This window comes from Archangium gephyra (genome assembly GCF_042230915.1).
GTDB classification, from domain to species: domain Bacteria; phylum Myxococcota; class Myxococcia; order Myxococcales; family Myxococcaceae; genus Archangium; species Archangium gephyra_B.
On sequence record NZ_CP102578.1, the window covers coordinates 3,835,702 to 3,857,775 of the forward strand.

Genomic DNA, 22,074 nt, shown 5'->3' on the forward strand with positions numbered 1-22,074 from the left:
GTGCCCTCGGCCAGGCGGTTTCACTCCTGGCGCGCGAGCTGGATGTCGTTGCGCGCCGCCCAGGCGCCGATGTTCTGCCGCTGGAGGGCCGCCGCCATCAGCTCCGGGAACTGGTCCGGCGTGCAGGCGAAGGTGGGGATGCCCAGGGCCGCGAACTGCGCGGCGTGGTGGCTGTCATAGGACGGCGTTCCCTGGTCGCTCAGGGACAGCAGGCAGATGACCACCACGCCGCTGCGCACCAGCTCCGCGGCCCGCTGGAGCATCCGCTGCGCGTTGCCTCCCTCGTACAGGTCCGTGACGAGCACGAGGATCGTCTGCGCCGGCCGGGTGACGAGCTGCTGGCAGTACGCGAGCGCCCGGTCGATGTCCGTGCCGCCTCCCAACTGCGTGCCGAACAGCAGATCCACCGGATCCGACAGCTGCTCGCTCAGGTCCACCACCGCGGTGTCGAAGAGCACCATCCGCGTGGACACCGCGCGCAGAGACGCCAGCACCGCCCCGAAGATGCTCGAGTAGACGACCGAGGGCGCCATGGAGCCGCTCTGGTCGATGCACAGCACCACGTCTCGCAGGCTCGAGCGTCTGCGCCCGTGCCCCACCAGCTTGTCCACCACCACCGACTTGCGCTCCGGCTGGTAGTTGCCCAGGTTGGCCCGCAGCGTCCGGTCCCAGTCGATCTCCGCGGCCCTCGGCCGGCGCGTGCGCGAGGATCTCGACAGCGCCCCCCTCACGGCCCGCTCCGTCGGGGCCCGCAGGCGCCGCTCCAGCTCCTCGACCACCTTGCGCACCACCTTGCGCGCCGTCTCCTTCGTCTTCTGGGGAATCACCTTGCGCAGCGACAGCAGCGTCGCCACCAGCTGCACGTCCGGCTCCACCGCCTCCAGCATCTCCGGCTGGAGCAGCATCTCCGTGAGCCCGAGCCGCGTCATCGCGTCGCCCTGCATGACGCGCACGACCGAGGCGGGGAAGTACTCGCGGATGTCTCCCAGCCAGCGCGTCACGTGCGGCGACGAGCCTCCCAGGCCCGCCTTGCGCTCGGAGTCGTACAGCGCCGACAGGGCCCGGTCCATGCGCAGCTCGGTCTCCCCGAGTGACACGCCCAGCGCCGGCTGCGCGGGCTCGCCCAGGACGAGCCGCCAGCGCTCCAGCCGCTCCTCTTCAACCGGCTTCGCCAAGGCGCACCCCCAGGATGGTGGACAGCACCGGCAGCACCCGCGCCACCCGCTGTGGATCCAGCTCCTCCATGAGCTCCTTCGCGCCTCCTCGCGCCGTGGCGGAGGAGAGCTGCTTCACCCGCTCCGCCATGGCGCGCCGCTCGGAGGTGCTGAAGTCGGCGAACGCACGCCGCACCAGGGGCAGGTGCTCGACGAAGGACTCCCGCGTGAGGCCCGAGAGCCACCCGTCCAGCGCCGCCCAGAGCTCCTGCCGGTGGAGCAGGAGCAGCGCGCTCCCCGACACGAGCCCCTCCAGCCACGCCGCCGCCTCGGCGGGAGGCACGGCCGGGGACAGTGCCCTCCGGGAGAGGGTGCCCAGCTCCTCGTCCTGGACCTTCCCGAACTCCACGCGCAGCCGGAGCGCCGCCCCTCGCACGAGCCCGTGAACGGCATCCCGGTGCACGAGCTGCCCCAGGGCCTCCGCCCACTCCTCGCCGCGCTCCGCCCCCTCCAACAGCGCCACCGCGGCATGCATGGCGCGCAACTGGTCGCGGCGCTGGTGCGCGGCCTCGTCATCCAGCGAGACGCACGCGCCGGGCAGCCCGATGAGGATGCGCTCGAACAGCCCGTCGGCGATGGCGATGATGGGGCCGGTCGGGGTCTCGCGCACGCTGCCGTAGCGGACCGCGTGTGCCAGCGCCGGGAACGCCTCCATCAGCTTCGGAACATCCGCCGAGCGCGTCGAGAGTGCCTGCACGTGGCGCAGCACGACGTCGATGGCGCCAGGCAGCTCCGCGAGCAGGGACGCATCGAGCAGGGCCGTCAGCGTGCCGAGCTCGGCCGCCTCGGAGGCCCGCGCCACCACACGCCCCGTGGCCGCCGACTCCACCGTGTTCCCGAAGAGACTCGCCTCGACGACGCGGACCGCCAGCTCCGGCTCCCACTTCAGGCGCCACGTCTCCCGGAAGGTGCCCGTCGAGCTCCGGGGATCTTCCTCCGGCGTGCCCCAGGCGATGTCCAGCAGCCGCAGGCGGTGCAACAGCCGGCTCCGCTCCCTGTCCAGGTCCTTGCGCAGATCCAACTCCTGGAGCTTGCTCTCGGAGGAGGGCGGCAGGCGCAGCGACTTCTGCCGCGCGGCGAGGTCTCTCGCGAGCGGGACCGAGGGCACCTCGGAGGGGACCTCGCCCAGCCCGGTGCCCACCTCGAGCTTCTCGTGGACGAGCGCCAGCGGGGCCGGGTCTCCCCCACACAGCACCGCCAGCGAGGCGTCGCGCAGCTCCGAGAGTCCCGGGGAGGACAGGCCCCGCAGGGCCGCGAGCGCCTCGGCGAGCCGCACCGTCTCGATGACGTTGGCGGAGGAGGCGTCCAGCCCTTCGGCGCGGAGCAGGTGCGCGATGCGCGTCGCCCAGGAAGACACCGGGCGATGGGGCGTGAGCCACAGGTGCGCGTACCACCCCGGGGACTCCACGCCCGCGCCGTACCCGCTGCGCCAGCCGAGCCGGTCATACGTCCAGGGAATCCACGTGGCGGCCACCTTCGCCTTCGGCAGTCCGCGCAGCAGGGCGTCGTCCTCGCGCGCGGGCCGCTGTTGCACGAGCGCCGGGGCGTGCCACGCGCCGCACACGACGGCGATCCGCTGGAATCCGTCCTTCTTCGCCTGACGGATGCTCCGCCGCATGTGCGCCTCGCGCCGGGCCTCATGCGGGGACAGCTCGCCCTCGCCCTCGCGCAAGGCGGTCATGGCTTCCAACACGGCTTCGAACACGCCCTCGGCTTCCCGGCGCCGCTCGATGAGGTGGTCCCACCACAGCTCCCCGTCCTCGTAGCCCGCCGCGCGTGCGAGCGCCCCGAGCGGATCTCCCCGGTGCGGGGGCGCGTCCTCCTGGGCGTCCTCGCCTTCCTCGGCGTCCTCGCCTTCCGGCGCCTCCTCCTTCTCGGGCACCAGCCGGTGGCTCTGCGGGAGGTCGATGAACCGCACCGGGAGGGTGCGCTGCACGGCGTACTGGATCGCCTGCCACTCCGGAGAGAAGACGGCGAACGGGTAGAAGACGGCCTGGGCCGGCTTGTCCACGGCGTAGACGAGCAGCGCCACGGGCGGCTTCATCTCCGCATGGGCCGCCAGCGGGAGGAGCCCGTCCGCCTCGGGAGGGCCCTCGATGAGCACGACGTCCGGCCGCAGCCGCTCCAGGGCGTCCCGGACGCTGCGCGCGCTGCCCGGGCCGTGGTGCCGCACACCGAGCACGTGCACCGGCGCGCCCGTCTCCGCGCTCACAGCACCTCCATGCAGGCGCGGTAGAGGTCCTTCCAGCCCTCGCGCTCCTTCACCACCGTCTTCAGGTACTCCAGCCACACCACCCGGTCCTGCACCGGATCCTTCACGATGGCGCCCGTCAGCCCCGCCGCCATGTCCGGCGCCCGTAGCACGCCGTCACCGTAGTAGCCCGCCATGGCCAGGCCGCCATTCACCACCGAGATGATCTCCGCCGTGGACAGCGAGCCCGAGGGTGTCTTGAGCTTCGCCGCGCCGTCCACCGTCGCGCCACCCCGCAGCTCGCGGAAGAGGGTGACCACCCGGCGGATCTCCTCCAGCGCGGGCTTCTCCGCGGGCAGCGCGAGCGACTGGCCCAGCTCGGCCACGCGCTTCTCGACGATCTCCACCTCCTGCTCCAGCGTGTCGGGCACGGGCAGCACCACCGTGTTGAAGCGGCGCAGCAGGGCGCTCGACAGCTCGTTGACGCCCCGGTCCCGGTTGTTCGCCGTGGCGATGACGTTGAAGCCGGCGCGGGCCTGGACCTCGGAGGACAGCTCCGGCACGGGCAGCGTCTTCTCGCTGAGCAGCGTGATGAGGGCGTCCTGCACCTCGCCCGGCATGCGCGTCAGCTCCTCCAGCCGCGCCAGCTTGCCCTCGCGCATGGCGCGCATCACGGGGCTGGGCACCAGCGCCTTGTCCGAGGGGCCCTCGGCGAGCAGCCGCGCGTAGTTCCACCCGTAGCGCAGGGCGGCCTCGTCCGTGCCGGCGGTGCCCTGCACCAGCAGCGTCGAGTCCCCGCAGATGGCCGCCGCGAGGTGCTCGCTCAGCCAGGATTTCGCGGTGCCAGGGACGCCGTAGAGCAGCAGGGCCCGGTCGGTGGCGAGCGTCGCCACGGCGATCTCCACCAGCCGCGCGTTGCCGATGTACTTGGCGCCCACCTTGAAGCCGCTCGGGAGCTGGCCGCCGAGCAGGTAGAGGCGCACGGCCCAGGGCGAGAGCTTCCAACCCTCGGGCTTGGGACGGTCGTCGGCCTTGGCGAGCTCGGCCAGCTCCTCGGCGTACTGCTGTTCGGCGTGCTGGCGGAGAAGGGCGGTGGCGGTCACGGTTTCAGCTCCTCGTACAGGATGCGGCGCAGCGAGACGGTCTGCTGGAAGCGGTGCAGCTCCTGGCTCCAGCGGGACAGCGGTGGGGGCAGCTCGTAGGGGTCGGTGGCGTTCGCCAGGCACTCGGGGGGCAGGGCGATGGCGGCCCGCCGGAGGGCTCCGAGGAGGGCCGTGGCGCGGGTGCTCGGGTCATACAGCTCGCGGATCGCCTGCAGCCATACGTAGCCGAGCTTCGCGGGCCACGGCGCGGGCACCAGCGGGAGCGCCCGGTCGAGCGAGGGCAGGGACTCGGCGCGGGCCAGGATGCGCAGGGTGCGTGCGGCGCGCTCGTCGGGCGGGAGCTGCTCGAGCACGGAGACGGCCAGCATCTGGGCCCGCTCGGCGTCGAGTACCTTGGACTCACAGCGGGACCAGAAGGCGAGCAGGGCCGAGGCCCAGGGCGAGGAGGTGCCCAGCCGGAGCGCGAGGGCCCAGCCCTCGGAGAGCGCCACCCCGTGGTCCGTTCGCGCGGCGGCGGCGAGGAGCTGCTCCGGGGTGGCCTCGAACCAGCCCTCCCAGTCTCGAAGGGGCACGGCCTCCAGGAGCCGGATGAGCCAGTGCTCGCTCTGGCCGACGCCCGCGGGGGGCTTGTCCAGGCCGTCGCGCTCGGCCTCGGCGTCCCACGTGTCCGGGAGGTGGACGCGCAGCGTGCCGGGCTGCTCCCAGAGGAGCACGGCTCGCGCCCGCTCGGCCATGCGCCGCGCGAAGGCCGACCCGGGCAACCTGGCCAACAGGTAGCGAGCAACCTCGCGCACCGCTGCCGCCCGGTCCTTCCGGCCGAGCTCCAGCAGGGCCTCATCTTCTGGGGAAAGCCCCACGTCGAGGCAGGCCAGGAACCGGGCCCGGTGCTCGGCCTTCTCCTGCGCCCAGGTGGTCTGCAACCACGTCCGGGCGCGCGCCGGGTCGCTGCTCCGGGCCTGGGTGAGCGCCGCGCGCCGCTCCTCGGGTCCTCCCTCGGCCCACACGCGCTCGGCCTCGGCGGTGCCGGCGTCCGGAGCCGTGGCGGGGCCCCACTCGGGATTCTGACGGGCGAGCCATGGGCCACGCTCGCCGAGCACCGGCTCCGCGGCCGCGCGCACCGCACGGTCCTTGAGGCCGAACACGCGCGGGAGCAGCTCGGGCGGGACGCGGCGGCGGGCGCGGGTCATCCGCTCGAAGGCCTCGCGCAGCACGTCCCCATCGTTGGAGACGAGCAGCTCCGTGAGGACGGCGCTCACGCGGGGCGGGCATACCTCCAGCGTGTCGGGCGGGGCCACGTCACCGCTGGCGTCGAGCACGGGAAGCGTTCGCCCCGCGGCCCGGCCTACCGCGCGCGCTCCGGCCGCGAGCAGGAGGCGCTTCTCCGCCGGCAGGCCCTCCAGCGCGCGGAGCACCAGGCCCTCGAGACCGGGCAGGGCGTCGGGCGCTGGCGAGCGGGCGGTCCCGAGCGTGGCGAGGCGTGTCAGCGTGTCGAGCTCGTTCACGACGGGCCTCCCAGCGGGTGAAGGCGTCCCTCCACGCGGGCGCTCAGGGGCCGGAGCTCGTCTCCGTCCCACTCACCGAAGAGATCGACGGGCCTGCCTCCCGAGAGCGCGAGCAGCCGCCACCGGTCGCACGCACCAAGGCGGATCGCCGCGCCCGTGGCATCCCGGAGCCACCAGCGCCGCCCACCGTCCACCACCGGCACCACCGCGCCGAGCATCGCCGCCGTGCGCTCACGGAAGGGGTTGCGGGCCAGCTCGCTGGCGAACAGTTGGCAGAGCCCCTCGAGGGTGACGGAGGGCAGGGGCTCCGAATGGGGGCGGACCTCGCCCTTGCGCTCGTGGACCAGGGCCCGCTGGGGTGCGGCGCTGGGCCAGTACACCAGCTCCGCGGGGAACGCGGTGCCGGGCAGGAAGGACTCGGCGAAGCGCGCGCCCGGGCCGGCCGCGAACTGCAGGACGAGCGCCGTGCGTCCGGAGGTGGCGCCCAGGAGGTACGTCCGCTGGGTGCGGACGCGCTCCGTGTCCTCGAGCTCCTGGCCGACGGTGACCCAGGAGTCCGTGACGCGCTCGCCCTGGGCGAGGACGTCCTCCTCGCGCAGCGAGATGCCCACCAGGGCGCGGAGGTCCGCCGCGAGGAGGGGAGGGAGCTCGTCCAGCTTCTTCCAGGCCTCGGTGACGAGCGCGAGCCGCCCGAGCCGGTCCAGCATCCGCCGGGGCCAGTCGGGGCCGCTGCCCGGGAGTGCCGCGAGCTGACGCACCTGGGAGGCGAGCCCCGGGGCCTGTGCGTCCACCAGCCGCGCCGCCTGGGTGTTCCACAGGGCGGTCTCCGCCTCCAGCCCGGCGAGGCCGTTGCGCACGAGGTCCTCCAGCCAGAGGGACAGGCCCTCCAGGCCCCGCTGGATGCGGGTGTGGCGCTCGGTGGTGCGCTTCGACCTGGCCTCCGGGTCGGCGGGAGCGGCGCCCTCGGGACCGGCTGCCTCGCGCTTCGCCTTGCGCTCGGCGGTGGTGGAGCGCTTGCCGAGCCAATCGGCCACCCACTCCGGGGGAGTGCCCGAGGGGAGCCGCTCCGCCGAGACGAGCAGGAGGAGTCCGACGGCGTGTTTGCAGGGGAACTTGCGGCTGGGACAGGTGCACTTCGTGGCGAGGTCGGAGAGGTCGACGCGCACCTGGTACAGGGCGCTGCCCTTGCACTCGCCCCAGGCCGCGCGTCCGTCCCGGCCGAGTCCCTGCCACGAGCGCTCCGTGGCCAGCTTCTGGCCGGCGGACGCCACCGAGGTGTCCGGTGCGAGGGCGAGGGCCTGCTCTGCGGTGAGGGGCGCGGCGGACATGGTGTCGGGGCGTGGGAGCATAGCGTCTCCGTTTCGCCGGTGGAGACGGGAATGCTCCGCGAGCCCTCAGCGGCCTCGACGCGCTACCCCTCGGAAGCGAGCTTCTCGCGCCGGGCCAGCTCCGCTTCGGCCGGCTTGTCATCGAGACTGACGAAAACTCCGGCTACGACTCTTCGCATGGAGCTGCTCCTTCGAAATCCAAAGCGGTCCCCGGAAACACGAAGAGCCGGCGGGCCCGTGGGGCGCTCGCCGGCTCTCGTGCTTCAGGCCCTCGGGGGCCTGGTACTGCTTCGCGGCCTACTTCGCGGTGGCCATCATCATGGGCATGCCGTTGCACATCATCATCATCGGCATCCCCATGGCCATCATGGAGTTCATCGCGTCACAGCACTCCTTCATCATCTCCATCTGGCCGGCGTCCATGGGCATCATCCGGCACATCATGCCGTCCTTGCCCATCTCACAGGTCATCCGGGCCATCATCGGCATGCGCATCATCATGGGCATCATCATCGGCATGCCGCCCATCATCGGGTTCATGCCCATCATGCCGCCCATCATCGGGTTCATGCCCATCATGCCGCCCATCATCATGGGGTTCATGCCGCCCATCATCGGCATGGGCATCATGCCGCCCATCATCGGGTTCATGCCGCCCATCATCATGGGGTTCATCCCGCCCATCATCGGGTTCATGCCCATCATCGGCATCTGGTTCATGCCCATCATGGGGTTCATTCCGGACTGCATCGGCATCTGGGAGGCAGGCGTCATGGTTCGTCCTCGTGCGGGTGTGACTGGGAGTGTTGCTTCGGGTCGGGGACACTAGAGAGGAGGACCCCCCCGGACAACGCGGTGGGGACTTTTCCTCCAGTGAAACGGAGGCGCTGCTTCCGGGGGCGGAGGAAGCGTGTCCGGCAGCGAGCAGAGCCCGGCGCGGGTGTGCACTCCCGGTCAGCGCCCCCCCCCGAGAAGGCCGCCCCGGAAGTGCGCTAGAACGTCCTCCATGAGCGCAGATCCGCGAGAGGAAGGGCCGGGCTCCTTCCCACCCACGCGCTGGACCCTCATCCGGTCGGCACGGGCCTCGCCGGAGGCGCGCCGCGCGGCGCTCGAGTCGTTGCTGCGCACCTACTGGCGCCCGCTCTACGTCTTCATGCGCCGCCAGGGGCTGGACGCGGAGCCCGCGCGCGACGCCGTGCAGGACCTGCTTGTGCGGCTGCTGGAGCACGACTTCCTCGAGCGGCTGAACCCCGAGAAGGGCCGGCTGCGGGGCTACCTGCTGACGGCGGCGCGCAACCACCTCGTCCACCGCCACGAGCGCGAGAGCGCCGCCCGGCGGGGAGGAGGCGTGACGCCCATGCCGCTGGACTTCGAGCTGGCCGAGCGCATCGCCTCCGAGGACGCGCAGGGCCCGGACGAGGCCTTCGAGCGGGAGTGGGCGGCGAGTGTCATGGAGCGGGCCCTGGGGAGGCTGAAGGAGGAGTACGAGAGCGGGGCGCGCCGGGGCCCCTTCGCGCTGGTGCTCCAGTTCTTCCGTCCGGGCGAGCCGCCGAGCTACCGGGAGGCGGCGGAGGCACACGGCATGTCGCTGCCGCAGCTCAAGACGTTCCTCCACCGGGCGCGGGTGCGCTACCGCGAGCTGGTGCGCGATGAGGTGGCGGACACGGTGGGAGGGCCGGAGGAGGCGGAGGCCGAGCTCGCCGAGCTGCTCCGGGTGTTGAAGCGATGAGCGCCGAGGCGCTGAGTGCGCGCTGTCCCCGCTGCGGAACGCCCGTGTCGGGGGGCCGCCTGTCGGTGTGTCCGGGCTGCCTGCTGGACGAGGACGTGGAGGATCCGGGGCGGATCGGCTCGCTGGAGCTGGAGGAGGAGATCGGCCGGGGCGGCATGGGCCGGGTCTTCCGCGCGCGCCACGTGAGGCTGGACCGGCCGGTGGCGGTGAAGTTCCTCGCGGGCGAGGTGGCTGCCAACCCCGAGGCGCAGGCGCGCTTCACCCGGGAGGCGCGGGCGCTGGCGCTGATGGATCATCCGAACATCGTCCGGGTGCACGACTTCGGCGACGAGGAGGGCGAGCGCTTCCTGGTGATGGAGCTGGTGGAGGGCCGGTCGCTGGCGGAGCTGCTGCCGATGGCTCCGGCGCAGGCGGTGCGGGTGGTGCTGCAGGTGTGCGACGCGCTGGCCTACGCGCACGCGCGGGGCGTGGTGCACCGGGACATCAAGCCGGCCAACATCCTGGTGGAGGCGGAGGGCCGGGTGAAGGTGACGGACTTCGGGATTGCCCGCATCGTGCGCCAGGAGGGGCCGCGGGACACGCTCACCGCCGCGCACGCCGTGGTGGGCACTCCCGAGTACATGTCCCCCGAGGCGCTCACCGGAGCGCCGCCGGACCCGCGCATGGACGTGTACGCGGTGGGCGTGCTGCTGCACGAGTTGGTGACGGGCCGGCCCCCGGTTGCGGGGGCGCCCTCGTTGACGGGGGCACTGGGGGCGGTGGTGCGGCGGGCGGTGGCGCTCGAGCCCTCGCGGCGCTACGCCAGCGCGCAGGCGCTGGGGCTGGACCTGAGGCGGCTGGCGGATGGAGCGGAGGAGGCGGCGCTGCCTCCAGACGAGGCCATCTGGCTGCGGGCGGTGGCGGTGCTCCAGGCGGTGGCGAGCGCGCTGGTGCTCTGGGCGCTCGTGGTGTCGGTGACGCCGCGGGTGGTGGCGCCGCACGAGTTGGATCCACTCACCATGCAGCCCGCGGCCCGGCTGGCGGATGGGCGGTGGGTGACGCGGGCGCGCTTCGAGACGGGCCCCATTCTGGGAGCGGTGGCGGGGCTCGCGGTGGCGCTGGCGGCCTACGGGCTGCTGCGCAGGCACTGGCGCCACGAGGGCCTGGACGCGCCCGCGCCGGAGGTGCCGTTGCGCGAGGGCCGGCCCTTCCTGGGGGTGGCGTGCGCCTGCTCGGGACTGTTCGCCTTGCGAGGCGTGCTGGAGTGGGGCGCGGGCATCTCCATGCCTCCGTTCATGCCGCTGGTGGGGGGGCTGCTGGAACTGTCGGCGCTCTACCTGCTGTGCGTCTCCACCCTGGAGGCCTGGAGGCGCCAGCGCCCACTCTCCCGCGAGCCGCTGCTCTGGGTGGGGCTGGTCCTGATGCTCACCCCGCCGATGTTCGAGTTCGGCCTGTACCTGTGGCGCTGGCAGCCCTGAGCGGCATCGCCTTCGCGCGGAGCGACGGCTCGATGACGCACAGCGGATGGAGGCGGGCGGTGACGGTGGGGCTCGCGGTATTGCTGGTGCAGGGATGCGCAAGCGTGCCGCTCGATGGCCGCGGCGGCTTCTCCCAGCCTGAGCACGCGTCATCTCCGGGCGAGGCGACGCTTGTCTCCACCCAGTGGGGCACCTCTGCCTCGGAGAACGAGGCGGACGCCGAGGCACGGCGGGCGGAGGTGGAGTGGGTCCTGGCGCGGATGTGGGAAGCGGCCAGCGGCGAGCAGCAGGTGGGCACGGAGTTGGAGCTTGCCTTCTGGGTAGAGCGCGGAGCCTTCACGCCGCTGTCCCAGCGCCGGGGCGCAGCGGGAGGCGAGACGGGCCAGGCCGCGAAGGCAGAGGTCTTCACGCAAGAGCTGCGGGGGCTGCTCACCCTGCTCGCCGAGACGCGCACGGGAGCGCTGGCCTTCACGCTGCACCGGGAGCGGAGCCGTTGGAGGGTGGACTACAGGGCGGCCTCCCTGGAGGAGCCCCCGGAGGCGAGGAAACATCCGTCGCGGCGGATGGGGCCCACCGCCGGGCCGCTCCTGGCGGTGCAGGCCATGACGAAGCAGGTGGTGCGCCTGCTCCAGGTGCCCGCGGGCGCTTCGGCGCGCATGAGGGTGGAGCTTACCCTGGAAGATGACCGGCTGACGGGCTGGAAATCGGGGCCCTACCAGGCCGGGTCAGGTGGAAGGGTGCACCCCGCGGACGCGCGGGCGGCGCAGGCCCTCTCGCTGGCGGTATTGCCCTTCACGCGGGGACTGGGCCCACGCACGGTGCGGGTGGAACTGTCCGGGACGCATGAGGGGGCGAGCGCCACTTCGCACTGGCGGGTAGAGCGGGCGGAGACGTTGCGGCCGGAGCCTCCGGACGAGGCGGTGGAGGACGTGCTGCGCGAGTACCGCCTGCTGCACGCGGACATCTTCCACCGCTACCGCGAGGAGATGGTGGACTCGGTGAAGCTGGCGGGGGCCTTCACCCTGGAGCAGGTGGCCCTCTGCGTCGTCGGGGGACTGGTGGGCAAGGGCCTGCACCTGGCCTTCGAGGCGCTGGCGCCCACGGTGATGCGGGTGGTGACCCGGGGCGGCGTCGAGGGGATGCGCTGGTTGCGCACGCAACTCGTCCGGGCGGGGCGCAAGGACCAGGAACTGTTGCGGCGGCTCTTCGTGAAGGTGGAGACGGAGGGCTTCGATTCCCTCTCCGCCGCCGAGCGCAAAGAACTCACCGAACTCCTGCGGCGCATGGAGCAGTCGCTCACCGTCAAGTTGGAGGACAAGCCAAAGAACGCGCTTCGCGCCAAGGCCAAGAGTGATTTCTATGATGTCCTCCATCCCGAGCTGAAAAAATTGCTGAGGGACGCTGAGGGGAACCAATACGACGTCCACCATCTCATCCCTCTGGAGTATGCCCACCTCTTTCCCGATTTGGACATCAACGCTGCTGCCAATCTCAAGGCCCTGGGCAAGCCCGCTCACGAGGGTATCAACAAGATGTGGAATCTCTTTCGAATAAAGGCCGGTGATACGGCAAATCCCGAACAGGTGAAGAAGATGGTGGTCATCACCGAGCATCATTTCGGGTGCTGGTTCGACAAGGTATATGCACCGGGCCAGTCAGACGCTCTGCTCGAAAAGGCTACGGCGGCGGCGCTGAACGATGTTCGTGCCCTGGTCGCGAGGTGATGAGGAGAGACGCTGATGAAAGAACTTCCCATGCCCGGACTCGAAAGACTACTGGCGGTTTGTGAGAAGTACCTCGTCCAGGCCAGGATTCGAAAGTCCTGGGGAGGTGCGCCGACTGCGGGCTCGCTACTTCTGAGCCGACCCTTGGACCCGATGCTGGCTGCCTTCTATTCACGGCTGGGCGGGCTACTGCTCGATTCCGGCCTCTACGTCAATGCATGCGATGAGCAGGTGAATGGCATCCTCATGGCGAACGAGCACGTTCAGCGGCACTGGCCCGAGCCGTTCCGGTCGCTCCTCGTTTTCGGAGGCCAGGAGGCGCTGTCCTATACCTACGCCACGGCCCCGAGTCTGGCGGATGCGCAGGGATTTCAACCGGTTGTCGAGGTCAACCCCTACGAGGATTTCTATGCACTCCCCATTGCCTCCAATGTGGACCGCTTCTTCGACACCTACGCTCACTACCTGACGCTCGTCTATGAGACGCCAGAAATCCGCGAGGAGCGCGGTGCCTGGCCCGTCTTTCCCTGGGATGTGCCGGAACTCATTGCCGCCGACCGGACGCTGATGGGCATGATTGTGGATGGCCGCTTCGACTTCCTGATGTTCCGGGAGGGAGTCGAGGCCCGGAGGGCCAACAAGGAAATCCGGGAGTGGATCGCACAACTTCGAGCCGTGAGCACGTAACTTGTCCACGGATGAAGGTGGACAGTAGCGCTTGCGGTAATGTTAAGGATGTTCGTGCTCTGGTTGCGAGGTGAATAGGAAAAATGCGTATGACGGACATTCCCATGCCCGGACTCGAGCGGCTGCTCGCGGCCTGCGAGAAGTACCCCGTCAGAGCCAGCAGTCGAAAGCCCTGGGGAGGTGCGCTGACTACAGGTGTGCCAGTGCTGGGCCGGCCCCTGGACCCGATGCTGGCAGCCTTCTACTCACTGCTGGGCGGGCTCCATCTCGACCTCGATCTCTTCGTAGAGCCCTGTGATGAGCAGGTGAATGGCATTCTCACGGCGAACGAGCACGCCCAGCGCTACTGGCCCGAGCCGTTCCGCTCTCTTCTCATTTTCGGCTGCCAGGATGCCTCGTCCTATACCTACGCCACGGTTCCGAGCTTGGCGGATGCGCATGGCTTCCAACCGGTCGTCGAGGTCGACCCTTACGAGGACATCTACGCTCTCCCCATTGCGTCCAGCGTAGACCGCTTCTTCGATACCTACGCCCGCTACCTGAAGCTCGTTTACGAGACGCTCGATGTTGGTCAGGAACGAGGTGCCTGGCCCGCCTTCCCCTGGGAGGTGCCGGAACTCATCGCCGCGGACCGGCCGCTGATGCGCATGCTGGTGGACGGCCGCTTCGACTTCCTGATGTTCCGGGAGGGGGTCGATGCCCAACGGACCCACGAGGAAATCCGGGCGTGGATCGCACAACTCCGAGCCGCAGGCGCGTGAGCTGTCCAGGCGCGCGCATCGGCTTCACGGACTGGAGTGGCTTGTCCATGGGGGACGCCTGCTGCGCCTCATCCCTCCGTGTCGGAGGGGTCCTCCTCTGCCTGCTGCGCCTTCTCCATCTCCTCGATCCTCTTCTTCTCTTCCTCCCAGCCCCTCAGGATTGAAATGGGATGAAGGGTGCGGTGAGCAATCTTCCGGTGATGGATGGCGAGGTAGTGCTCACCCGCGACCTGGATGAAGACCGAGATGGGAGGCGCCGGGTGGTCCGCCCACCACGCCTCCGCTTCGGCGCGGGTGGTGAAGGCCGCTGCTGGAGGAGGTAGTCCTCGCTTCGTGACGGCCTCGATGAAGCGCTCCAGGGTGTACTCGCGCGCGAACGCACGCACGGCCCTGTCGCGAAAATAGATGAGTTCGAGATACTCATCCCCTACGAGGACATAGGCATGGCTCGGTGGCTCGGCGAGATTGTTCAGCCACGTCTCTGCCTCTTGAAGAGTGTCGAAGCGGGCGATGACGGGCGGCGGATTCCCATAGAACGTCTTGAGATAATCGTAGAAGTCGTCCTGCTGGCCGGTTGAACGAATGAACTCGAGTTCGTCGATGGCGACTTGAACGAGGCGCCGGTCACTTGGTGACTGCTGGGAATCGCGAATCCGCGAGAGAATCTCCCGGGCCTTGCTGAGACTCTCGCTGTACTCACCGCTCCACGAGGTTGCTTCGGCAGCGTGACCACCGCCGACAGCGCGTCCGAGGTAATCCTCGAAGCGATACACCTGGCCCGTGCGCCATATGTAGAAGTTCGCTTCTTGTATCAAGCGGTACAGCCCTTCGTCCTCACGTGTCCGTGTCGCTCGCCAGCGGTTTGCAACCAATAGCTCGGCATTCGAAAGCAACTCGAAGATCGTCACGGCTTCACCGCTAGCATTTCAAACGCGGGCGTCGGGTTTGACGAGGCCATGGTCATGAGGGGGAGTAGCGCCAGCCCTCCACCTCCCGACCCCACCACGACGGCGACGAAAGCAACACCCGCGATGACCACGACAGTCCCCATCAGGATGTTGTTGCGGTTCTCCTTGATCCAACAGGCCACAAGGATGAAAGCGAGGCTTACTGCGGTGGCTCGATGTGCGACAGATGCCGGTCTCATGTGGGGCCATCCCGCAGTCGGTGCGGAGGTGAATTCGGAGTCTAGGGAGACGAGGCTCAGTGGGCCAACGAGGAAATCCGGGAGTGGATCGCCCGGCTCCAGGCCGCGGGCACGTGAATAAAAAGGCCCCCCGCAACCGCGGATGATTCTCCCGGTACTCCCTGATGGAAGGGGAGGGCGGCGCCAACCCACGAAGGGGCACTGGAGCCCCGGGCGGCCGCGCTCCCCGAGGGAGACGTGTCATGGATCCGACCTCGCTGGCGACCCCCGTACCCGAGTCGAGCACCTTCATGGTGGCGGCCTACCTGCTCTACCTGGTGGTGAGCATCGGGCTGACGGTGTGGGTGGCCAGGACGCTGCAACGCAACGGCGCGCACTTCCTGCACGATGCCTTCCTGGGCAAGGAGCGTCTGGCGGACTCGGTGAACCACCTGCTGGTGGTGGGCTTCTACCTGATGAACATCGGGTACGTGGCCCTGTCGCTGAAGGAGCACCGGACCATCTGGACGGTGCAGGAGGTCATCGAGCTGGTCTGCACCAAGGTGGGCTGGGTGATGGTGGTGCTGGGTGCCATGCACTTCTTCAACCTGTATGTCTTCAACCGCATCCGCCGCTCGAGCCAGGTGCGTCATCAGCCGCCGCCCGTGCTGCCGCGTGAATACACCCGGGTGGCCCCGCAGCAGCAGCTCCCCGTGACCGAGGGCGTGTGAGGCCAGCCATGCATTCCCTCAGCGTGCTGTACGACGAGACCTGTGGCTTCTGCGTGAGCTGTGCCCGGTGGCTGGGAGCGCAGCGCATGCTGGTGGAGCTCGAATGCCTTCCGGCGGGAGGCGAGGCGGCGGCGAGGCGTTTTCCCGAGCTGCGCCGCTCGGACTCCAAGGAGGAGCTGGTGGTGGTGGACGACGAGGGCGGCGTCTACCGGGACACCCAGGCGTGGTTGATGGTGCTGTGGGCGCTGGAGGACTACCGGGCCTGGGCGCAGCGCTTGTCCCGGCCCGCGTTGATGCCGCTCGCGCGCAACGCCTTCGAGCTGCTCTCCAGCAACCGCCGCAAGCTGTCCGGCTGGCTGCACCTGGAGGACGAGGCCGTGCGGCAGCACCTGGAGCGAGAAGCCGGACCTCCGGGTGCCCCGAAGTGCGCCCCGGAGGACGGGGCCTGCCGCCTGCCGCGCATGGTGCGGTGCGAGTGGTGTGCCCGGCCCATGGCGGAGGGCCGTACCGCCTGCCCTCACTGCCTGGCGGACGTGGTCGGCGGGCTGGGCCCAGGCTGAACGCCGGATGGGCTCTATCCCCCGGCGCGAGGGGAGAGGAGGGAGAGGTCCGCGGCCGTGTCCACGTCCTCGCCGCCGCCCGGCAGGGGGACCTCCACCACGCGCGAGGCGTCCCGGACGATCACCTTGCGCGCCCCCTGGTCGGCCTCGAGTGCCTCCAGCTCGGGACGCAGCGCGCGGGAGAACAGGGCGGGCACCCCCCGTGCTCCCTCGTAACCCGAGGCCACGATGGGCGAGCGCGTCCGCGCGAAGGTGTCCACCAGCGCCCCCAGGTGCGCGGCGTCGACGCGGAGCTGGTCGCACAGCAGCACCAGCACTGCCTCCACCTCGGGCAGGGCCCTCACGCCCACCCGCAGGGAGCCTCCCATCCCCACCTGCCACTCCGGGTTGTCCACCGTCCGCACCGGCAGGCCGGCGAGCTCCGCGGCCACGGCCTCGCCGTGCGCTCCGAGCACCACCACCACCGGCTCACAGCCAGCGGCCACGGCGGCCTCGGCCGCGCGGCGCACCAGGGCCCGTCCCTCGTGTACGAGCAACTGCTTGGGGCGCCCCAGCCGCGAGGAGCCTCCCGCGGCCAGCACCACCGCGCCCACCCTCACGCGAGTCTCCGCGACGCCGGCGAGGGGGCGTCCGCGTGGATGGGGGCCTGACGCTCGCGGAGCTTGCCGCCCTCGCGCCGCGCCAGCACGGCCCTCAGCTCGGCCACGATGGAGAGCGCGACCTCCTCGGCGCCCTCGGCGCCCACGTCCAGCCCGATGGGCGCGTGCAGCTTGTCGAGCTGCTCGGCAGTGGGGGCGGGGGACAGCTCACCCAGCAGCCGGTCCGTGCGCGAGCGGGGCCCCAGCACGCCCAGGTACCGCAGCGAGGACGGCATCAGCCGGGCGAGCAGCTCGCGATCCTGCGGCAGGCTGTGCGTCATCACCACCGCGAGCGTGCGCGGAGAGAGGGGCACCGTGTCGAGCACGTCGCGGGCCTTCGTCGCCACCACGGCATGGGCCCGGGGAAAGCGCTGGCGCAACAGCTCCGCGGGCTTGTCCGCCACCACCGTGACGTGCCAGCCGAGGTTCGCGGCCTGCACCACCACCGGCGCCACGTCGAAGCCGCCGCCGAACAGCACTACCGGGGGAGGCGGATCCACCACCTCCACCAGCACCTCCGCGCCGCCACACGGGCCACTCCAGGTGCGTCCCGCCTCGAGCGCCTCGCCGGCCGCGGCGCGCACCGCGTCTCGCAGGGAGGCGGACAGGTTGCTGGCCTCCTCGCCGTCCTCGCGCAGCAGCAGCCGCGCGCCCACCTCGCCACCCCGGTACACCGTGGCGAGCACCGCGCGCTGGGCGCGCTTCCGGGCTTCCTCGGCGAAGGCGAGCGCATCCACCGGCCCGGGCTCGCAGCGCTCGAGCAGGATGTCCACCACGCCGTTGCACCCGAGCGCGAACGTCAGGCCGTCCTCGTCCTCGGTGCTGTCGACGGTGGAGTCGTAGCGCAGCACATGGGGGCCGCCAGACGTCCAGAAGAAGGCCTTGCGGACGACGTCCCGCTCCAGGCACCCGCCGCTCACGCCACCGGCGAGCCGGCCCTCCTCGGCCATCAGCATGCGCGCGCCGGGCCGCCGGTACGCCGAGCCAGACACGGCCACCACGGTGGCCAGCACGAGCGGCCCCCGCGCGCGGGCCCGGGCACGCAGGATGTCCTCCAGCTCCTTCACGGTGTGTCTCCCACCGCTCCTCGGAGTCGCGGGAGCGAGGGAAGGCACTCTACCACCCGGGATTTCGGGCGGAGGCCTCTCGCCGGCGGAAAGCAGCCTGGCGGACATGGCCTGGGCCGCTGACCCGGTTTTACGGGAGGCCCCGGGGCCTCACACGGCGCCCGGGACCTCCTTCACGTCACGACGGCACTACCGGACCTGGATGGCGTCGGCGACGACGACGAAGCCGTCGGCGGCCCAGCGGCTCAGCTGCACCTTGTTCCAGCCGGCCGGGAAGCTCCACGTGCCGAGCGCGTTCCACGCGCCACCGCCCGTCTGCTGGTTCTTGTACACCGTGGCCAGGTTGGTGCCGCTGGCGTTGGTGATGATGAAGGGCGCGGCCGCCGAGCGGTTGGTGCCCGACGTCCACCGCGCGTCGATCGTCTTGGTGGCCGCCGCCGGCAGGTAGAACCAGAACGTCGCCGGCTCGGAGACCGCCGCCGTCGAGGCGTACAGGTAGTTGGAGCCGTAGTAGCCCGCCGTGCCCGACGAGGCCGTCCAGGCCCCCGTCAGCTCGATGTAGCCCTTGGTGCGGTCGTTGAGGGCGTTGTCGTTGTCGACGATCAGGCCCGTGGTCGGGGTGGACGTGCCGTCACCGCAGTAGGACTTGATCTTGCTGATGTACGTGCTCCACGGCCAGTTGGGGCCCGGGTCCGTACGGGTGGAGGGCTGCAGCCGCCCGTGCGCCACGATGTGGTAGCTGTCGCGCACCACCGTGCGGTCGCGCGAGATGTCGCACGAGAGCTTCGCCGAGGTGTCGATCTGCCCCGTCGGGAAGGACGACTGGCTGGCGTAGCCGCCGTGCTCGATGCCCACCGAGAAGTTGTTCACCGACACGCCCTGCAGACCGCACATGACGCCGCCGTTGAGGTTGCAGTCATAGCTGGCCGCCACGTGCCAGGCGCGGTTGGCCTCGAGCACCAGCTGGGTGATCTCCGAGCCGCTCTCGTTCACCACGTAGTGCGCGCTGGCCTGGGCAGAGGAGTTGGTCAGCCAGCTCCAGCAGCCGGAGTAGCCACCCTCGCAGGTGTGGATGACGATCATCTGGATGTCCGTGCCCGACGGCCGCGAGCCGTAGTTGGGCGAGGGACGCCAGATGGCGGCCGCGTAGTCCGCGCTCATCGAGCGCACCATGCCCGAGGAGGCGAACTGGGCCTGCACCTGGTTGGGCATCAGCGACACGGCCAGCTCGCCCGCGGGCGTCTGGGCCACCGCGCCCTTGCGGAGGATGTCATACACGCCGTTGTGGATGTACTGCGCCTGCGCCTCGGTGTTCTCGATGCCGCTGAGCTTCGCGGCGGCCGGGGCCCACGCGCTCAGGTCCGCACGCTCCACCTTCAGCTCGTCCGCGTACGAGGACAGCAGCGCCGCGGCGGCCCGGATGTTGGCCTCGGGCTGGGTGCGCACCGCCTCCTCGGACACGCCGGCCAGGCGCGCGCCCTCGGAGAGCTTCTCGCCGCGCAGGCCCATCAGGCCGTACGCCGCGGGCATGCCCTGGAACTCCTCGCTGCCCTGCACCATCTCCCACCGGGTCTCGGTGTAGGAGATGGCCTTGAGCAGGTCCGCCGGAACGCCGAAGTCCGCGCCCGCCTTCGCGAAGGCGGCGTCCAGCTGGTACGGGGTGCGCTCGGCCTCGGGACGAACGTCCTCGTGGGTGGCCGGCGTCTGGGGGGTGGTGGGCTCCTGAGGACCGCACGCCGCCAGGGCGAGCGCGGCGGCCAGGGTGGCCAACGGCTTGGAGAAGGTCTTCATGCACACTCCTTGGGGGGGAAGAATCGGGGGTGAGGAACGGCGTCACCCCCTACCCGGGGGGGCCGCGCGCAGGAGGATGCATATAATTGGGCTTCATAGGAAGCCCATTTTTTCTGGGAAACTAAGTTTTCAGGACATTGGACAGAGTTGGCGCCAGGGCCAACGCCACAGCAGCAGGAGCGCGAGGAGCACCAGGGAGAGCGCACTGAGGGCCAGGCCCGTGGAAAGGCCCGGCGCTTCGTAGCGGAACACCACCTCGTGCGTGCCCGCCGGGACGCGCACGCCGCGCACCACCAGGTTGACGCCGAGCAGGGGCGTGGGCGTGCCTCCCAGGGTGGCGCTCCAGCCAGGGCTGTGCAAGTCATTGAGGACGAGCACCCCGGGCGCGTCGGCCTGGACGGCCACCCGTACCTCCTCGGGGGCATACGCGGTGATGCGGGCCGAGCCGGTGACGGGAGGCCCTGGGGGCTCGGCCCATCCGGGGACGAGCACGGTGCCCCGCTCCAGCGCGGCGAGTTGATCGCGCGGCGTGCTTCCAGGCACCAGCGCCCGTGGCGCGGCGAGGTAGGCGCGGGGCCAGACCTGGGGCAGCTCGAAGAGGGCCACGCCCGTGCTCGTCTGCCCGCGCGGCTGGAAGCCCAGCCCCACCAGGTCCGGCCCGTAGGACTCCAGGGTGAGCGCCGCGCCCACGTTCAAGCGAGGCGCGAGTGCCTGCACCCACTGCAGCCCCGCCCCGAACAGCTCGGGGAGCAGCGGCGGGTGTCCCTGGAAATAGAGGTCGGGCACCTCGATGCCGTAGGGGCCTCCCATCAGGGCGAGCATCGCGTCGCGCTCGATATCCACCCGGTGCCGCTCGGCCTCGGTGGCCAAGCCGCTCTCGTCCAGGAGGAGGGTGCCGATGCCGAGGTTCATGACGCGCCTCTTCCCGAGCCCCACCCCCATGGCGCGCAGCGGCTCGACGGTGACGGGGGGCGAGGCCGAGTCGTCGAGGGGCCGCACGTCGAGGGCGGGCAGGCTGCTGGCGGCGGTCTCCAGGAGCACCAGGCCCAGGAGGATGGGGCCGCGCAGTCCCACGCCCACCCGCGCCAGGAGCGCGCTCAGGCCCAGCACTCCGGCACCGAAGGCGAGCGAGAGGCCCACGTCCCCGAGGTAGTCCCCCCACTGGGCGGAGAAGGCGCCGGAGGCCGCGAGGGCCCCGAGGGCGAGCAGGCCCAGGCCGCCCGTGGCGAACGCCGCGGGGCGCCACCGTCCCTCCAGGGCCCGGCTCCAGCCCAGCGCGGCGAGCACGGCCCAGGGCACGAGGAAGAGGGGCACCAGCTTCTCCGGCCAGCGGAAGCTGTTGAGCAGCGGGAGCACCGCGAAGGCGAGCCGGTAGAGGCCGCCGTACCGGCCGAGCGCGAGCAGCAGCCCCACCAGCGCCAGGCCCGCGAGCACTCCGCGCACCCGCCGTGACACGCCCGGGTGCAACAGCCCGAGCACGGCGAGGAAGGACACCAGGGCACTGCCGCCGAGCGCCTCGGCCCAATAGAGGTAGCCCGGCACGGAGCCGAAGAGGGCCTGGGCCCGGCCTGGGGCTCCGAGGGGGGAGAGGCCCGGCAGGAGGAGCTCCGGCAGCCGGAGCGGGTGGAGCGACCAGTACGTCGCATCCTCCCAGCTGACTCCTCCGGCACGAGCGCTCGACTGCAGCAGCTTCCAGGTGGGCAGGAGCTGGGCCGCGCACACGCCCGCGAGCAGCACCGCGCACATCGCACAGCCGGCGAGATAGGACCGCCAGCGCCCCGCCGCCAGGGCCAGCCCGAAGAGCCCGGCGGCCAGCGTGAAGAGGTAGGTGCCCTGGATGTCGCCGATGAGCAGCGTGGACGCGCTCGCGCCGAGCGCCAGCGCGAAGTGGGCGCGGTCCCAGCCGCGCAGGGCCGCGCGGCCGAAGGCGTAGAGCTGCAGGGGCAGGACGGCGGCCCCCCACAAGTAGACGATGTTGGCGGTCTCCGAGGTGAGGTAGCCGCCGAGCGCATACGCCACCGCCGCCGCCGCGCTGCCACCGCGCTGCGCGCCGAACAGCCGGGCCAGCCGCCAGGTGCCCCAGGCCGCGAGCGCCACCGCGCACAGGCTCTGCAGGGTGATGACGAGCTCGGGGCGCAGCCAGGCGGACAGCCACGTCAACGGGTGGAGCACCCCGCACACCGCCTGGGCGTGGAAGGGGCTCCCGAGCGACTCATAGGGGAACCAGGAGGGGAACTCCCCGGCGCGCAGCCGCTCGCCGACGTAGGCCCGGCAGGGCACCATCATCCGCCACGTGTCGCGCCGGTAGAGTTGCTGTCCCAGCCAGAGAGGTGCGTAGAAGCCCGCCAGCACCAGGGCCACCACCAGGGGGGCTACGCGCTCCAAACCCCGCTGCCTCGACTCCTGTTCGTTCGTCAGAAAGCGCTCCTTGCCTCGCGGAGGGGAACATACCCTTCCTGCTCCGC

The 22,074-nt window shown here is 70.9% G+C and carries 18 protein-coding genes; 7 read left to right on the forward strand and 11 right to left on the reverse strand.

Features of this window, described 5'->3' with window-relative positions; translation table 11 throughout:
• Positions 1–20 precede the first annotated feature (20 nt).
• From NR798_RS15420 to NR798_RS15445, 6 genes are all read right to left on the reverse strand, one after another.
• On the reverse strand, positions 21–1,175 hold the full coding sequence (locus NR798_RS15420; RefSeq protein WP_375772228.1) for a VWA domain-containing protein: 1,155 nt from the start codon (positions 1,173–1,175) through the stop codon (positions 21–23).
• Positions 1,159–3,426, reverse strand: coding sequence for a DUF5682 family protein (locus NR798_RS15425; RefSeq protein ID WP_375772229.1), 2,268 nt, complete (start codon positions 3,424–3,426; stop codon positions 1,159–1,161). The genes NR798_RS15420 and NR798_RS15425 overlap by 17 nt, the downstream gene beginning before the upstream one ends.
• A complete protein-coding gene (locus NR798_RS15430; RefSeq protein WP_375772230.1) occupies positions 3,423–4,508 on the reverse strand; it encodes an AAA family ATPase in 1,086 nt (361 codons plus the stop codon). The genes NR798_RS15425 and NR798_RS15430 overlap by 4 nt, the downstream gene beginning before the upstream one ends.
• Entirely contained in the window at positions 4,505–6,010 is a 1,506-nt protein-coding gene (locus tag NR798_RS15435) for a DUF5691 domain-containing protein (protein WP_375772231.1), read from the reverse strand. The genes NR798_RS15430 and NR798_RS15435 overlap by 4 nt, the downstream gene beginning before the upstream one ends.
• Positions 6,007–7,359: an SWIM zinc finger domain-containing protein gene (locus NR798_RS15440; RefSeq protein WP_375772232.1), complete on the reverse strand. Its 1,353-nt coding sequence runs from the start codon at positions 7,357–7,359 to the stop codon at positions 6,007–6,009. The genes NR798_RS15435 and NR798_RS15440 overlap by 4 nt, the downstream gene beginning before the upstream one ends.
• 276 nt (positions 7,360–7,635) lie before the next feature.
• Positions 7,636–8,112, reverse strand: coding sequence for a hypothetical protein (locus NR798_RS15445; protein WP_375772233.1), 477 nt, complete (start codon positions 8,110–8,112; stop codon positions 7,636–7,638).
• Between the two features lie 232 nt (positions 8,113–8,344).
• Between NR798_RS15445 and NR798_RS15450 the strand changes: the two genes are divergently transcribed.
• The 5 genes from NR798_RS15450 to NR798_RS15470 all read left to right on the forward strand — a co-directional run bounded on the left by NR798_RS15450 (position 8,345) and on the right by NR798_RS15470 (position 13,696).
• The gene (locus NR798_RS15450; RefSeq protein WP_375772234.1) at positions 8,345–9,067 is read left to right on the forward strand and encodes an RNA polymerase sigma factor; all 723 of its coding nucleotides are present in this window, start codon (positions 8,345–8,347) and stop codon (positions 9,065–9,067) included.
• Positions 9,064–10,524 (forward strand): serine/threonine-protein kinase, encoded by a 1,461-nt coding sequence (locus NR798_RS15455; protein WP_375772235.1) that lies wholly within the window; start codon positions 9,064–9,066, stop codon positions 10,522–10,524. Before NR798_RS15450 ends, NR798_RS15455 begins: the two co-directional genes overlap by 4 nt.
• A complete protein-coding gene (locus tag NR798_RS15460; RefSeq protein ID WP_375772236.1) occupies positions 10,506–12,248 on the forward strand; it encodes a hypothetical protein in 1,743 nt (580 codons plus the stop codon). Before NR798_RS15455 ends, NR798_RS15460 begins: the two co-directional genes overlap by 19 nt.
• A gap of 15 nt (positions 12,249–12,263) precedes the next feature.
• Entirely contained in the window at positions 12,264–12,935 is a 672-nt protein-coding gene (locus tag NR798_RS15465) for a hypothetical protein (protein WP_375772237.1), read from the forward strand.
• Positions 12,936–13,024: 89 nt separating this feature from the next.
• Positions 13,025–13,696 (forward strand): hypothetical protein, encoded by a 672-nt coding sequence (locus tag NR798_RS15470; RefSeq protein WP_375772238.1) that lies wholly within the window; start codon positions 13,025–13,027, stop codon positions 13,694–13,696.
• A 68-nt stretch (positions 13,697–13,764) separates the two neighbouring features.
• Here the strand turns inward: NR798_RS15470 and NR798_RS15475 are convergent, their stop codons facing one another.
• Entirely contained in the window at positions 13,765–14,604 is an 840-nt protein-coding gene (locus NR798_RS15475; RefSeq protein ID WP_375772239.1) for a hypothetical protein, read from the reverse strand.
• Positions 14,605–15,085: 481 nt separating this feature from the next.
• Between NR798_RS15475 and NR798_RS15480 the strand changes: the two genes are divergently transcribed.
• Positions 15,086–15,553: a hypothetical protein gene (locus NR798_RS15480; RefSeq protein ID WP_375772240.1), complete on the forward strand. Its 468-nt coding sequence runs from the start codon at positions 15,086–15,088 to the stop codon at positions 15,551–15,553.
• A gap of 8 nt (positions 15,554–15,561) precedes the next feature.
• The gene (locus NR798_RS15485) at positions 15,562–16,113 is read left to right on the forward strand and encodes a thiol-disulfide oxidoreductase DCC family protein (RefSeq protein ID WP_375772241.1); all 552 of its coding nucleotides are present in this window, start codon (positions 15,562–15,564) and stop codon (positions 16,111–16,113) included.
• Positions 16,114–16,127: 14 nt separating this feature from the next.
• Here the strand turns inward: NR798_RS15485 and NR798_RS15490 are convergent, their stop codons facing one another.
• From NR798_RS15490 to NR798_RS15505, 4 genes are all read right to left on the reverse strand, one after another.
• Positions 16,128–16,712 (reverse strand): NTP transferase domain-containing protein, encoded by a 585-nt coding sequence (locus NR798_RS15490; protein WP_375772242.1) that lies wholly within the window; start codon positions 16,710–16,712, stop codon positions 16,128–16,130.
• On the reverse strand, positions 16,709–17,818 hold the full coding sequence (locus NR798_RS15495) for an XdhC family protein (RefSeq protein ID WP_375772243.1): 1,110 nt from the start codon (positions 17,816–17,818) through the stop codon (positions 16,709–16,711). Before NR798_RS15495 ends, NR798_RS15490 begins: the two co-directional genes overlap by 4 nt.
• A 189-nt stretch (positions 17,819–18,007) precedes the next feature.
• Positions 18,008–19,609, reverse strand: a complete 1,602-nt coding sequence (locus NR798_RS15500) for an N-acetylmuramoyl-L-alanine amidase (protein WP_375772244.1) — start codon at positions 19,607–19,609, stop codon at positions 18,008–18,010.
• A gap of 129 nt (positions 19,610–19,738) precedes the next feature.
• Positions 19,739–21,994, reverse strand: a complete 2,256-nt coding sequence (locus tag NR798_RS15505; RefSeq protein WP_375772245.1) for a hypothetical protein — start codon at positions 21,992–21,994, stop codon at positions 19,739–19,741.
• Between the last annotated feature and the right edge of the window lie 80 nt (positions 21,995–22,074).